Source organism: Pseudomonas sp. ES4 (assembly GCF_050586665.1).
GTDB lineage: Bacteria > Pseudomonadota > Gammaproteobacteria > Pseudomonadales > Pseudomonadaceae > Aquipseudomonas > Aquipseudomonas frederiksbergensis.
The window spans coordinates 23,269-37,898 of record NZ_JBOBDO010000030.1; the positions used below are offsets into that span (position 1 = coordinate 23,269).

At 59.2% G+C, this 14,630-nt stretch carries 12 protein-coding genes; 9 read left to right on the forward strand and 3 right to left on the reverse strand.

Features of this window, described 5'->3' with window-relative positions:
* Positions 1–12: 12 nt before the first annotated feature.
* The 3 genes from ACQ4OB_RS24730 to ACQ4OB_RS24740 form a co-directional block, all read right to left on the reverse strand.
* Positions 13–4,731: a dermonecrotic toxin domain-containing protein gene (locus ACQ4OB_RS24730; RefSeq protein WP_430956640.1), complete on the reverse strand. Its 4,719-nt coding sequence runs from the start codon at positions 4,729–4,731 to the stop codon at positions 13–15.
* Positions 4,732–4,846: 115 nt separating this feature from the next.
* Entirely contained in the window at positions 4,847–5,566 is a 720-nt protein-coding gene (locus ACQ4OB_RS24735; RefSeq protein ID WP_156886757.1) for a FadR/GntR family transcriptional regulator, read from the reverse strand.
* Between the two features lie 178 nt (positions 5,567–5,744).
* Positions 5,745–7,481, reverse strand: a complete 1,737-nt coding sequence (locus tag ACQ4OB_RS24740; RefSeq protein WP_074876886.1) for an IlvD/Edd family dehydratase — start codon at positions 7,479–7,481, stop codon at positions 5,745–5,747.
* A 193-nt stretch (positions 7,482–7,674) separates the two neighbouring features.
* Between ACQ4OB_RS24740 and ACQ4OB_RS24745 the strand changes: the two genes are divergently transcribed.
* From ACQ4OB_RS24745 to ACQ4OB_RS24785, 9 genes are all read left to right on the forward strand, one after another.
* Entirely contained in the window at positions 7,675–8,997 is a 1,323-nt protein-coding gene (locus ACQ4OB_RS24745) for an MFS transporter (protein ID WP_076030998.1), read from the forward strand.
* A gap of 152 nt (positions 8,998–9,149) precedes the next feature.
* Complete coding sequence (gene araD1, locus ACQ4OB_RS24750) at positions 9,150–10,142, forward strand: AraD1 family protein (RefSeq protein ID WP_074876882.1); 993 nt, start codon at positions 9,150–9,152, stop codon at positions 10,140–10,142.
* 10 nt (positions 10,143–10,152) lie between these two features.
* The gene (locus tag ACQ4OB_RS24755) at positions 10,153–11,733 is read left to right on the forward strand and encodes an aldehyde dehydrogenase (NADP(+)) (RefSeq protein ID WP_430956641.1); all 1,581 of its coding nucleotides are present in this window, start codon (positions 10,153–10,155) and stop codon (positions 11,731–11,733) included.
* 173 nt (positions 11,734–11,906) lie between these two features.
* Positions 11,907–12,203 (forward strand): DUF5629 family protein, encoded by a 297-nt coding sequence (locus ACQ4OB_RS24760; protein WP_074876879.1) that lies wholly within the window; start codon positions 11,907–11,909, stop codon positions 12,201–12,203.
* Positions 12,196–13,365, forward strand: a complete 1,170-nt coding sequence (locus ACQ4OB_RS24765; RefSeq protein WP_102614368.1) for a lactonase family protein — start codon at positions 12,196–12,198, stop codon at positions 13,363–13,365. Before ACQ4OB_RS24760 ends, ACQ4OB_RS24765 begins: the two co-directional genes overlap by 8 nt.
* 155 nt (positions 13,366–13,520) lie before the next feature.
* Positions 13,521–13,700 carry a hypothetical protein gene (locus ACQ4OB_RS24770; protein WP_074876875.1) on the forward strand — a complete coding sequence of 60 codons (180 nt, stop codon included), beginning with the start codon at positions 13,521–13,523 and terminating at the stop codon, positions 13,698–13,700.
* Between the two features lie 206 nt (positions 13,701–13,906).
* A complete protein-coding gene (locus ACQ4OB_RS24775) occupies positions 13,907–14,032 on the forward strand; it encodes a hypothetical protein (RefSeq protein ID WP_256581124.1) in 126 nt (41 codons plus the stop codon).
* 115 nt (positions 14,033–14,147) lie between these two features.
* Positions 14,148–14,360, forward strand: coding sequence for a hypothetical protein (locus ACQ4OB_RS24780; RefSeq protein ID WP_074876874.1), 213 nt, complete (start codon positions 14,148–14,150; stop codon positions 14,358–14,360).
* The gene (locus ACQ4OB_RS24785) at positions 14,357–14,614 is read left to right on the forward strand and encodes a hypothetical protein (protein ID WP_076031003.1); all 258 of its coding nucleotides are present in this window, start codon (positions 14,357–14,359) and stop codon (positions 14,612–14,614) included. Before ACQ4OB_RS24780 ends, ACQ4OB_RS24785 begins: the two co-directional genes overlap by 4 nt.
* Positions 14,615–14,630: the final 16 nt, after the last annotated feature.

Sequence of the window (14,630 nt, forward strand, 5' to 3'; positions counted from 1 at the left end):
GCCAAACGCGGATCAGCGTGGTTCCAAGGGTAGAAAACTTTGCTCGGCCAAGGATTTAGTGATGAATCCATGATGTATTTCGATCTTTTGTTTCGGGTCCTTGGCCTTCGCCAAGGCCGATTCATAGGTTTCGTAGCGTTGCTCCCTGGTTTTCAAGTGTGCCTGGGTGTAGTTCGCCTTGGCATCGTTGGCCTTTGCATAGTGAAAATGACCATACCACCAGGGTTGGTTTTCACGGTTGAGCAAGACGTACTCCTGCACGAAATCCTTGCGCCCGGTTTTCAGCTGGACCCGTGCGCCAATGATTCGCGCGTAAAGTTGGTTGTGATGTTGCAGGTATTCCAATCCCTCGCTGGTGGGAGCCTGGTACAACGTCATGCGGGTGCGCAGTTCCGTTGCCTTGTTCTCCAGAACCCGGGCCTTGTCCCGCAGTTCGGTGAGAAGTGTGGCGTCTTTTTCGCCGGTTGACGGGGCGTGCTCATGGTTTTCCAGCTTGTCGGCGAAATGCATGAGCTTTTGCGCTTCACGTTGCAACTGCTCTTCGATTTCCTTGGGTGAGCTTGCACGTTGTGCGTAGCCCTCGATCTTCCTGACCTGCTCATCGACTTTCGCCAACGCTTTGCGGGCGTCGCCCTTGAGTTGCGGGTAGGGGCGGGAGGTGGCTTTGGGTTCCGGTGTTTTGGCTGCAACCATTTCGACCCAGACATCGGGCGAGTCTTCACGGAAAGACGTCAAGGGGCTGTCTTCCATAGGCCCTTTTATGTCAACGATTTCGCCGCCCTGATTGTCGGTGTTCGGGCGAACGTCGCCAATCAACATACCTTTGGACGTTTTGATCACCTTTTTCCGGCTGGCCGTGGAAGGCTTCCTGCCACCGGCTGTTCCTTTCGAAGTACCCGCTTCTTGCGTGGATGATTGCGCCTGTGCGGGTGACGACCTTTGAAGTTCATCGGCCAGGCGCTGCTCGGCATCGACGCGCAATTGCTCGATGATCTCGCGCAAGCGGTTGAATGCCGGCATATGTAACTCATCGGCGCTGAAGATTTCGATACTCCCCAGGGCGTCCTGCGCCTTGTTGTAGCGGTCGACCAGGTTGTCGAGCACAGCGATGCGGTCCGAGGATTCATAAACATGGGCAGACTGTAATTCCGCATGGGACCGGGACAGCATCACCAAGGGGTCGATGGCTGCTTCCAGGGCGGTGGTAGTGTCGCTCAGGAGTGTCTGGACGCTGAGGATTCGCAGGGTAATCAGTTGAAAAATCTTGACCCTTAGGGCTGTCAGCTCGTTTTCCGGTCGACCCTTGTTCAACTCTTCCAGCACTTGCGCACCCAGCTGGGGGATCTGTTCAAGTTCTTGCAGCCGCTTGTCCACTTCTTCATAGGACTTGATCATGACTTCATTGATTTCGCTGGTTGTGCGTACAAAGTCGAGGTAGCGATCCCAGAGTCCTTCGTCCCCGGTAATCAGCGCCTCATAAAGTCGCCCTGCAGTGCTGAACTCAGAGGAGTTCGCGTTGGCGGCTTCACGATCATGGTCAGCCATGACAATCCGTTTACGTTCATTTTTGATGATGTTGCCCAGCAATACGCTGCGCATTTTTTCGTCGACAGGTAGGCCCGTCAAAGCGCTTTTTTCCTTGATGCCGGCGATTAGCGTTACGTAGCTTTGAGTCTGGATGTCCAGCTCCTGGACGTACCGCTGGCGGAAAGTGGAGCGCTCTTGCTCAGTGCTGGAAGGGCTCTTGAGTTTCAACTGTGCCAGGTTGTCGGCAATGTCGACGCGTCTTACCGTGCGATCCTGCTGATCGAGAAAGTCCTGAAACTGCTGCTCCAGCTCCCCGATTCGCTGTTGTTGTTGCTCGCGCAACGCATCAATTCTTTTTTTGCGGCCACCGCCGAGCAGTTTCAGCCCTTGGTCCAGGGTCCATCTGCCTTGGCCATCGGACTTCAGTTTGAAACCGGGATGATCAGGATGTTCAGGGTGTACCAGATAGACCTCGCCAAATCCCGGTACGGTGCTCACGCGAAAAAACAGGGCTGCGACGGTGGCGTGCCATTTGTCGTTGATTCGGTACAGCCCTTTGAATGGGCCGGAGGCAATCGGGTCTGGCAGCTTAGCCGGCCACGGAACCCGCACGGCCTTGAGTTTTTCGAACAATCGGGCCGAGGCTGAATCGCGAGCGGTAGACAGGTTGAAGTCCAGCAGGGTGTTGCCACTGCCCGGTGGCTCGGAGGGTAATCCCGGCGAAGCCTCGGTGATTTCAGCCCTGGTTGTATCGAAGGGGTGCGCGGTGGGCTGACGCAATGGGGCCAACACCTGCGCAAACTCTGGGGCAGCGTTGGGGGGGAGTGCGTTGGGGCTGGCTTCGCGAAGTGGCGCATGCAGCAGTAACAGCCCAATGTTAAGCAACACATCGACCCAGGCTTGCTCCCGCGACATGGCGTCATTGCTGTCCAGCGCTGGCAGGTCCTGGATCAGGCTATGGGTAATTTGCAGCATCCAGCCCACCAGCATGGCGGGGCCGCGCGCCAGGGGTAAAAGCAGGTTGTTGAACAGCAGCCAGCCACCTTCGAGGATGATCGCCCAGCGGCTCTCGGCATTGGACACCGATTGCCGGTCAGCCAGTTCGACCAATGCACGGGCATTACTATCGAACAGTTGCATTAGCAACCGACCGTGTTCCAGCGCCGCGATCCAGTCGGCGGCGGCTTCGTTGCCTGCCAAAATCGCCGGTTTCGGCGTTTGAAGTGGTACGAAATCATCGCCAACGTGGAAGTGAATAATGTGTGGTTCGTTGAGTCCGTTGTTGTCGTAGACAGGTCGTGCACGGTCCGTCAGCCACGTCAGTACGCTGCTCTGCAATTGACCCGGTTGCGCAATGGCGCGCCACAGGGCTTGGCGGGTCGGGAATTGCTGGAGCGCCGGAACATACAGCGGTCGGTAGAGGATGTGCGGACCATCGGCGTGCAGATCACGGGGTTCGATGATGAACATGTTGCTGACCACGTCGCACTCGGCCTGTGGCTTTCTTTGGAAAGCCAGGGGGCGCAGGACAATTTCCTGCTCGTCCACGAATCGCTCAGCCCTGGTGCCGTGCATCAACGCTTCGACGTAGCGATAGCCCTGACGAGTGAAGCCTTGTTCAGCCTTGATCGCCTGTTCCAGGGCCAACATCGGCAAGTGAACGGCAAGCTCCAGGCCGAACAGTCGCTGGCGTTCCCGCGCTTGCGGGGTGTCGTCAAGCAATTGGGCCTGAATTAACTCAGGGTACTGTTTGCCGATATTCACCCGGTTGACCAAATCCAACAGATAAGCCTCGGTGACCCAGTCTTGAATCACCAGGCCTGCGGTGTGACGGATGGTTATTCGGCCATTGGGTCTACTGGCCAGGTTATTGATTGCCAGTTGGGTCAACGACATTTTGGTCCGGTGAATATAACCGCTGCCCAAGTCGCCGACGGGTACATGGAAGGTGAGCTCCAGCTGATCGGCGTCATAGTCGGGGGCGGTGGGTCGATCTTCGCTCATCTGCTGACGCAGGGCTTTTTTGGCGAAGGTATGAAGGTCGTCGATACCCGTCTGAAACGAGCGGCCTGCCGCCTGTTGCTTGAGGCTTGCGAGGGCCAGCACCTGTTTGCGATAGGCCATGCGGTCGGTAGCTTTGGCCTTTTGCAACCACTGGGGAATCGTTTCCTGTATTAGGGGAAGGTGAGTGAGGTCTGTTCCAATGCTCGCCTGGGCGCCAATGAATCGCGTGGCCGGATCGGTGATGGCCTCGTAGCGTTTTTCCAGGTCGTCCAGGCTAGTGCGTGCCGGCAGCGTCAGCGCGGCCAGGTCTTCGAGCTGTTGGTTCAGCAGCAGGGCTGCCTGGGTGTCGAAAAGGTTGCCGTCAGGTTCGTAACGTTTCCAGGCAATGGCATCGGCCATCAGGCCCGGTTCAAACCGTGCGCACCAGGCCCGCCCGAACGCCTCAAGGGACGGAAATGATTCGATGTCACCGGACACGCTGCACAGCAGACGGGTTTCACCGCAGATCAGCAAAATGTCAGGACTTTGCAGGCTGACCGACAGCTGATCTTTGCTCAACGTGGTTTCGATGAAGCAGGCGTGGATCCTGCCTTTGGACCCGGGAGCCTCAAGGCGCTGCTGTTTATCGGGGTTGTTGCAGAGCTCGGTGAGGAGGTCGGCTTGCAGGCTGTTGGTTGACGAGTGGCGAACAGAGGAGGTTTTCAGCACGCCGGCCAGCAAATCAGCAATCCATTGCCAGCGACTGACGCTATTGTCGGTCGCTGCGTTCCAATAGGCACTGAGGTCTTCCTGGAAGCCGATATGAACAGTGGCGGTCAATTCAGCCATGATGCCCGCGATAATTTGCATATCAGGTTCACGACGGCGGGTGCTATCGACCGACAGGCGCACGGGCGCTTTGTTGGTTAGAAAACACTGGCGACCGTACTGTTCGTCCAGCCGCGGTGCAGTGCCGCTCGCCAGGTAGTTGAGCGCCACGTCGAGCAACAGGGTGAGCGTCCAGCCGCCCCCGGAGAACGGCTGTGCGAGACGAGTGCGCTCGGGATCGAAATCCAGTGACGGATATTTTTCCAGCAGGCTGCTCTGGAGCAGGCGGGCGGTTACCGAGCGTAAGGTCGGACGAGTGCCAAACTGTGCGCTGACCGCGCGGGCTGTGACGTCGGTATACGCCGTGGTGTCCGGCGATGGAGCTGTAGGCATGATGCAATCCTTTGCATGATTGGAATCATGAGCCTACGGGACAGGCGATTGCTGGGTGCGGTAGCCGGATACCGCACCCTCATTGGTTGAACAGGGTCGTGCCCCTGACTGCTGATTACTCGGGATCAGCGCCCAACACCGCATTCAACGCACTCCGCGCATCATCCAGCTGCACCAGCGTCGCATGCCGCGCACCCAGCGCATCCCGGTTCTCGATCGCCGTCAGAATTGCCTTGTGCCGGGGCAATGCCAGTTCATGCAGGTTCGGTCGCTGGTTGGAATGCTTCAAGGCTTCGGCAATCGCCACCGATAGCATGTTGCACAGGTTGGCCAGCAAGTCGTTATGGGTCGCATCGGCAATCCGGCTATGGAAATCCAGGTCCGGTTGCAGCAGCGCTTCCGGTGTCGGCGCCGCTTCCATGCGTTGGTAGGCTTCACCGATGGAGGCGATGTCCGCGTCCGTGGCGAACTGTGCGGCGAGGGCGGCCGCGGCGGGTTCGATGATGCTGCGTACGCTGGTCAGCAGGTCGAAGAATTCATTTTGCGGGCTGCTTTGCATCAGCCAGTGCAGCACATCCGGATCGAGCATGTGCCATTCCTTGCGCTGCTTGACCACCGTGCCCACGCGCGGACGGGAATACACCAGACCCTTGGCGACCAAAACCCGGGTGGCTTCGCGCAGGACTGGGCGACTGACCGCGTACTCTTCGCATAACAAGGCTTCGGCAGGCAGTTTGTCGCACGGCTTGAAGCGTCCGGAAACGATCTGCATGCCCAGTTCCTGGACGATGCGCGAGTGCATGCTTTTTCGGTCGGAGGGTTTGCGGTAATCCATGGGGAGCGGCGCGATCCTGTGGGGTGGGGTGCCGCGCATGATAACAGGCGCGCGGTGATCGTTCCCACGCTCTGCGTGGGAATGCATCAAGGGACGCTCTGCGTCCCACGCGGGAAGTGACGCGGAGCGTCACGGGCTGCATTCCCACGCAGAGCGTGGGAACGATCAACGGAAGGTGTTAGTGGGAGTGGCGCGGTACTTCAGAGCCACGGCAGCCGACCAGGAAGTCGAAATCGCAACCCTGATCCGCCTGCAACACATGATCGATGTACAGCTGACGATAACCCCCCACGATCAGTTGCTGCGGCGGTTGCAGATCGGCCATGCGCGCGGCCAGTTCGGCGTCGGGAATGTCCAGGTGCAGACGACCGTTGGCGCAATCGAGTTCGATCCAGTCACCTTCTTTCACCGTCGCCAAAGGTCCGCCAGCGGCCGCTTCCGGGGCGACGTGCAGAACGACAGTGCCGTACGCCGTGCCGCTCATGCGCGCATCGGAAATGCGCACCATGTCCGTCACACCCTGGGCCAGCAACTTGGCCGGCAAGCCCATGTTGCCGACTTCGGCCATGCCCGGATAACCCTTTGGACCGCAGTTCTTCATCACCAGAATCGAGTTGGCATCCACCTCAAGCTCCGGATCGTTGATCCGCGCCTTGTACATGTCGAAGTTCTCGAACACCACCGCACGCCCGCGATGTTGCATCAGTTCGGCGCTGGCGGCTGAAGGCTTGAGCACCGCACCCAGTGGTGCGAGGTTGCCGCGCAACACACAAATGCCGCCGTCGGCACGGATCGGGTTGTCGAGGGTGCGGATCACTTCGTCCTGCCCATAGATCGGCGCGTCCTTGGTGTTCTCGCCAAGGGTCTTGCCGTTGACGGTCAAGGCATTCGGATGCGGAATCAGGTTGGCCTCACCCAGACGACGCAGCACCGCTGGCAGGCCGCCAGCGTAGTAAAACTCTTCCATCAGGAAACGCCCGGACGGTTGCAGGTCGACGATGGTCGGCATACCTCGACCGATGCGGGTCCAGTCATCCAGATCCAGCTCGACACCGATGCGCCCGGCAATGGCTTTCAAATGGATCACGGCGTTGGTCGAACCACCAATGGCAGCGTTCACGCGAATGGCGTTTTCGAAGGCTTCTTTGGTGAGGATTTTCGACAGCTTCAAGTCTTCGCGAACCATCTCCACCGCGCGCATGCCGGACATGTGCGCCAGTACATAACGACGCGCATCAACCGCTGGAATCGCCGCGTTGTGGGGCAGGGAAGTGCCCAGTGCTTCGGCCATGCAGGCCATGGTCGACGCGGTGCCCATGGTGTTGCACGTGCCGGCCGAACGGGACATGCCACCTTCGGCCGCAAGGAAATCGTCAATAGTGATGGTGCCCGCTTTTACTTGTTCGCTGAGCTGCCAGACCACGGTGCCCGAGCCGATGTCCTGGCCCTTGTGTTTGCCGTTGAGCATCGGCCCGCCGGTGACGACGATCGCCGGCACGTCGCAACTGGCCGCGCCCATCAATAACGCCGGGGTGGTTTTGTCGCAGCCGGTCAGCAGCACGACACCGTCAATCGGGTTGCCGCGAATCGCTTCTTCGACGTCCATGCTCGCCAGGTTGCGGGTGAGCATGGCGGTCGGACGCAGGTTCGATTCGCCGTTGGAGAACACCGGGAATTCCACGGGAAAGCCCCCAGCTTCGATCACCCCACGTTTGACGTGCTCCGCAATCTGGCGGAAATGCGCGTTGCACGGGGTCAGTTCCGACCAGGTGTTGCAGATGCCGATGATCGGCTTGCCATGGAACTGGTGGTCGGCGATGCCCTGATTCTTCATCCAGCTGCGGTACATGAAGCCGTTCTTGTCGGCAGTGCCAAACCATTGGGCGGAGCGCAGGGTGGGTTTCTTATCAGTCATGATCGGTTCTCTTATTGTATGACTATATTGTTCGAGCTGAGGCGTAACATAAGCGCAAATTCGCCTGTTTGGAAGTGTTGTTGCGTAAATAGTATTACTATATAGTCCAGTTCAACGGAGGGATTGCCCTGGCGGTTTTCCGCGAGAGGCGTCCCCCGAGGTTCTATAACAACAACAATCGGAGACCGATCTCATGAGCCAGGAACTGCGGCTTATTCGTCGCATCACGCTAAAACTCATTCCTTTCCTGATCCTGCTGTACCTGATCGCCTATGTGGATCGCTCTGCCGTAGGCTTCGCCAAGCTGCACATGGGCGCCGACCTCGGCATCGGTGACGCCGCTTACGGGCTGGGTGCCGGGCTGTTTTTCATTGGCTATTTCCTGCTGGAAATCCCCAGCAACCTGATGCTCGAACGCTTCGGCGCACGGCGCTGGTTCGCAAGGATCATGGTCACTTGGGGCGCCATCACCATCGGTATGGCCTTCGTCCAGGGGCCGCACAGTTTCTATGTGATGCGCTTTCTGCTCGGTGCGGCGGAAGCCGGGTTCTTCCCGGGCGTTCTCTACTACATCACCCAGTGGTTCCCGGTGCGCCATCGCGGCAAGATCCTCGGGCTGTTCATCCTGTCGCAACCCATCGCCATGTTGATCACCGGCCCGGTGTCCGGGGGGCTGCTCGGCATGGACGGGATTCTTGGCCTGCATGGCTGGCAGTGGCTGTTCATCGTCATCGGTGCTCCGGCGATCCTGTTGACCTGGCCAGTGCTGCGTTGGCTGCCGGACGGTCCGAAACAGGTGAAGTGGATGGACCAGGCTGAAAAGGACTGGCTGACCGGCGAACTGAAAAAGGATCTTGAAGAATACGGGCAGACCCGCCACGGCAATCCGTTGCACGCCCTCAAGGACAAACGCGTGTTGCTGCTGGCTTTGTTCTATCTGCCGGTGACGCTGAGCATCTACGGCCTGGGCTTGTGGCTGCCGACCTTGATCAAGCAGTTCGGTGGTACGGATCTGGTGACCGGTTTCGTGTCGTCGGTGCCGTACATCTTCGGGATCATCGGGTTGCTGATCATTCCGCGCAGTTCCGACCGCTTGAATGATCGCTACGGCCACTTGGCGGTGCTTTACGTGTTGGGTGCCATCGGCCTGTTCCTCAGCGCCTGGCTGACGGTGCCGGTGCTGCAACTGGCGGCGTTATGCCTGGTGGCCTTCGCGCTGTTTTCCTGCACCGCGGTGTTCTGGACTTTGCCGGGCCGCTTCTTTGCCGGCGCCAGTGCGGCGGCCGGAATCGCGTTGATCAATTCGGTGGGCAACCTCGGCGGCTATATCGGTCCGTTCGTGATCGGCGCGCTCAAGGAATACACCGGCAACCTGGCTTCGGGTCTGTATTTCCTGTCGGGTGTGATGGTGTTCGGGTTGGTGTTGACCGGTGTGGTTTATCGCCTGCTGGAGCGCAAGCACGTGCTGCCGGCCGATCAGTTCGCCGCCAGTGCGCGTGGGGCTACCCGCACCTGACCCACATATTGTGATGACCACCATCCCTGTGGGAGCGGGCTTGCCCGCGATAGCAATCTACCTGACACATCATTTGTGAATGTGCCGCCGTCATCGCGGGCAAGCCCGCTCCCACAGGGATCGGTGGTGTTTTGAATAACAGGAGAAGATTCATGCGTTTAGTTCAGTTCGAATTGAGTAACGGCGAGCGCCGGGTGGGCGTTGTCGAAGACGGTCGGGTGCGCGAAGTGCAAGACGCGCGCACCGTTCGCGACCTGGCGTTGGCTGCGATCGAGGCCGGGGTCAATCTTGAGCAGCAGGTGAAAACCCTGGGCCTGGGCATCAGCCATGACTATGCCGAACTGCTGGCCAAGTTGCGCATCCTGCCGCCGCTGGATCATCCGGACCCGGCGCACATGCTGGTCAGCGGCACGGGCCTGACCCATCTGGGCAGCGCGTCGGCCCGGGACAAGATGCATCAGCAAGTCGGCGATGAAGCCGCGATGACCGACACCATGCGCATCTTCAAATGGGGCGTTGAGGGCGGCAAACCGACAGCGGGGCAGGCCGGCGTACAACCGGAATGGTTCTACAAGGGCGACGGCAGCATCGTCGTGCGTCCGGGCCAACCGTTCCCGCTGCCGCCGTTCGCCGAAGACGCGGGGGAGGAGCCGGAACTCAGCGGGCTCTACGTCATCGGCCACGACGGCAAACCGTATCGACTCGGTTTTGCCGTGGGCAACGAGTTCTCCGATCACGTGATGGAACGCAAGAATTACCTGTACCTGGCCCACTCCAAATTGCGCAGCTGCAGTTACGGACCGGAACTTCGCGTCGGTGAATTGCCGGAGCATCTGGCAGGCACCAGCCGCATCCTGCGTGACGGCGAAGTGCTGTGGCAGAACGAGTTTCTCAGTGGCGAGGCCAACATGTGCCACAGCCTGGAAAACCTCGAGTACCACCATTTCAAGTACAGCCAATTCCTGCGCCCGGGCGATGTACACATTCATTTCTTCGGCACCGCGACCCTGTCCTTTGCCGACGGCATTCGCACCCGGCCGGGTGACGTGTTCGAGATCAGTCAGGCCGAGTTCGGTGCACCGTTGATCAACGGGATTGCACCGGTTGAAGCAGCGTTCGAGCCCGGCACCGTTACCCCCCTTTAAGGAGATAGGCATGACCCGAATTCTTGGTCACAACTACATCGGCGGTCAGCGCAGTGCGGCCGGCCAACACAAACTACAGAGCGTCGACGCCAGCACGGGCGAAGCCCTGCCGTATGATTTCTCCCAGGCGACCCCGGAGGAAGTAGATGCCGCCGCCAAGACTGCTGCCGCGGCTTACCCGGCCTATCGCAGCCTGAGCGCCGAACGTCGGGCGCAATTTCTCGACGCGGTTGCCGATGAACTGGACGCGCTGGGCGATGACTTTGTGGCGCTGGTCTGCCGCGAAACCGCGCTGCCCGCCGCTCGGATTCAAGGCGAACGCGGTCGCACCAGCGGTCAGATGCGTTTGTTCGCCAAGGTGCTGCGTCGCGGTGATTTCTACGGTGCGCGGATCGATCAAGCGTTGCCTGAACGCCAACCGTTGCCGCGTCCGGACCTGCGTCAGTACCGCATCGGCCTCGGCCCGGTGGCCGTATTTGGTGCCAGCAACTTTCCGTTGGCGTTCTCCACAGCTGGCGGCGACACCGCATCGGCATTGGCCGCCGGATGCCCGGTGGTGTTCAAGGCCCACAGCGGTCACATGGCCACGGCCGAACAGGTGGCCGACGCGATCATCCGCGCCGCCGAGAAAACCGGTATGCCGGCCGGCGTGTTCAACATGATCTACGGCGGTGGCGTCGGCGAAGCGCTGGTCAAGCATCCGGCAATTCTGGCGGTTGGTTTTACCGGTTCGCTCAAGGGCGGCCGGGCGTTGTGTGACATGGCCGCAGCACGTGCGCAGCCCATTCCGGTGTTCGCCGAGATGTCGAGCATCAACCCGGTAATCGTGTTGCCGCAGGCGCTGCACGTTCGCGCCGAATCGGTCGCTCGTGACCTGACTGCTTCGGTGGTCCAGGGTTGTGGTCAGTTCTGCACCAATCCCGGCTTGGTGATTGGTATTCGTTCGCCTCAATTCACCACATTCGTGCAACAGGTGGCGGGGCTGATCGGCGATCAGCCGGCGCAAACCATGCTCAATGCCGGGACCCTGAGCAGCTATGGCAAAGGCCTGCAAAAACTCCTCGCTCACCCCGGCATCGAGCACCTGGCCGGCAGTGCGCAACAGGGCAATCAGGCGCAACCGCAGCTGTTCAAGGCCGATGTCAGCCTGTTGGTCAATGGCGACGAAGTGCTGCAGGAAGAAGTGTTCGGCCCGACCACGGTGTTCGTCGAGGTCGCCGATCAGGCGCAACTCAGCGCCGCGTTGAATGGCCTGCGCGGCCAGCTGACGGCGACGATCATTGGCGAGCCGGCGGATTTGGAGCAGTTCACTGAGCTGACGCCGTTGCTGGAACAGAAGGTTGGACGGATCCTGCTGAACGGCTATCCGACTGGCGTGGAAGTCTGCGATTCGATGGTCCACGGCGGGCCGTATCCGGCCACTTCCGATGCGCGCGGAACCTCGGTGGGCACTTTGGCCATCGACCGTTTCCTGCGCCCAGTGTGCTTCCAGAACTATCCGGACAGCCTGCTGCCGGAGGCCTTGAAGAATGGCAATCCGCTGCGTATTCAGCGGTTGGTGGATGGGCAGCCTTCGCGCGAAGCCCTCTAAACCTGTGACTGATCGTTCCCACGCTCTGCGTGGGAATGCAGCCCGGGACGCTCTGCGTCCCTTCAAAGCCGAACGCAGAGCGTCCGAAGAGGCATTCCCACGCAGAGCGTGGGAACGATCATTGCGGTGTGATGAGCTATCATTGCGTCTTTCCCATTCAAAGATTGACTGCCATGACCGCCCCAACAGACACCTTGCTCGCCACCCTCGAACACTGCGATATGGTGGAAATCGACGGGCTGCACGCCTTTGAATTCTCCCTCGATGAAGACGACAACCTGCACATCGAATGCCTGGACGGTCGTGTGTCCAAGCACTGGGAGTTCACCCCCGCCGAGGTCGAGGCCGCGACCTTCGATCCAGACCTGCAAAGCTGGCTGATCACCGGCAGTTCCGGTGAGCACCGCTTGGTGTGCATGACCGCGTTCCGCGGTGATGACGACGAGGAAGAAACGAATGAGGATGCGTAAGCTCTGGCCACTGTTGATGGTCGGCAGCGTCGGCGCAACGGGTTTTCAAGTTGCGTCGGCTGACGACTATCAGTTGCTGGTCGGTTCCTACACGGCCGGTCAGAGCCAGGGGATTTATCGCCTGAACTTCGACAGCGCTGCCGGGCTGATCGACGCCAAGCCGTTGCAAGTGATCAAGAGCGAAAACCCATCCTGGCTGACCCTGTCCAAGGATCAGCGTCAGCTGTTCGTGGTCAACGAAAACGGCCCGGGGCAGACCGATCCGGTAGGGCGCGTCAGCAGTTATGCGATCGATCCGAAAACCCATGAGCTGAGCCTGATCAATCAGGTGCAGAGCCTGGGCAACGAGCCGACGCATTCGGGCCTCAGCGCTGAAGCCAGTCATCTGTTTGTCAGCAACTATTCGGTGTCTGAAGATCCGGGCGGCACCCTGGCGGTGTTGCCGGTGGACGCTGATGGCAAGCTCAAACCTGTGGTGCAGATGAGCAGTCATCCATCGAGCCGGGTCAATCCTGAACGGCAGATGTCGGCGCACGTGCATTCCACGGTTTCCTCGCCGGACGGCCAGTATGTGTTCTCCAATGACCTGGGCGCCGACAAGGTCTTTGCCTACCGCTTCGACCCCAAGGCCAACCCGGAACTGCCCTTGACCGCGGCTATACCGGCGTCTGTCCAGATGCCACCCGGCAGCGGTCCGCGTCATCTGCTGTTCAGCGCCGATGGCAAGCACGCGTGGCTGACCATGGAAATGAGCGCGCAGGTTGCGGTGTTCGATTACAAGGACGGCCAACTCAAGCAAACGCAGATGGTCGAGTTGGCGACGGGGCAACCCGTTTCGGACAAGGCCGCCGCTGCGCTTCACGCGTCGAGCGATGGCAAGTTTCTCTACGTCAGCAACCGTGGCACCACCAATCAGCTGTTGGTATTCGCCATCGATCCTGTGACCGGGCACCTCAAGGAACTGCAGCGCCGTTCCGTTGAAGGTGATCACCCGCGCGAGTTCAGCCTCGATCCGAGCGGCAAGTTCGTGTTGATCGCCAATCAGAAAAGCAACCAGATTGTCGTCGTCGAGCGCGATTCAAAGACAGGCTTGCTGGGTAAAACCGTGCAAAAACTGCCAATGGATGCCCCGAGCGACCTCAAGTTCCTGGTGCGTCAATAGGCCGCAGGCCCCGGTTGATGGGGCCTGCATCCTTCTATTAATGACGCTGATATCTGCTAATGCTACAAAAGATTTCAACGTGCCAACCTCGACGGTTAAGTTTGCTTCACGGCCCCACCGGGCAAGCAAGCCAACTGAATCCGAGGAACAGCGCCATGAACTTCAATCTCTTCTCCGTAATCGCCGCTTCCGCCATCTCTGCCACCGTTGCGTTGCCAGCCAACGCCAACATTGAAATCAGCGATAAAAAATCCCACGCCCAAAGCTACACCCAGAAATACCTGCAACAGAGCGCTAACTTTTACGCCGCACTGGATCACAAGACCCAAGCCTGAAAGTTGAACCCTGCACCCTTTATGCAGGAGCGAAGTCACTTGCGCCGATCAAGCTGAAGCTTCGAGAAGCGTGAGTGATGTCGCTCCTGCATAACGCATTTACGACAGCATCATATTGCTATCAAACTAGTAATTGATATCACGGGGCCATTAGTTTAAATTTGACGCTGATTTTTTGACTCCTTCTCCTGATAAGGATCGACAGCATGGCAATGCGTCTGGCCGTGGTTCTTCTGTTTCTCTATTCCACCCCCATTCTTTCGGCTGCCCAGCCCGTTCCATCCGAGCCGGATGCGGCCCGCGAGCGCCTGATGAGTTTTATTGAAGACTGAGATAGTTTGGTTTAATGATTAACGAAGCTGATGGTTACTATGGATAACCCTGAGTGGTTATCACCGCTTTCTTGATCGATTCTGTGGGCATCGAAACATGCCTGCGGAGAACATCATGGTCAGCGCAATCATCACTTCTGCCAAACACGGCGCCTACCTGGCTATCGCTCTTTACGTGATCCTGGTGCTGTTTGTCAGCCTCTCGCCTCAATCGCGTCAACCTCTTGAAGCGCCAATTCAAGTCGCTCATCCCGGCATCCAGTTTGAACACCGTTCGCACACCGCGATGGTCGATCAGGCTGAACTCGCGGGAGTCGCCGGGGAATGAAAGGGCACAGACTTTGGGTCATCGCCTTCCTGGCGTTCATGACCAATGGATCTTCCTTGTTGGGGATCGGACAGGGCTCAGCGGGGTCGGTGGCACGGACTATCGAAGCCAATCACAACCTTGCTCGTAACATTGAAACCGCGAAGGCCCTGGGTCTGCTGACCGGCAATCCGCCAATCGAACGCCAGAACGATTTTTTCGGGCCGTTCCAGGTGGATTGCTCGGCGTTGCAGATGTGCTCGGTATTGGCGTGAATCCCAGCAGCGCAAT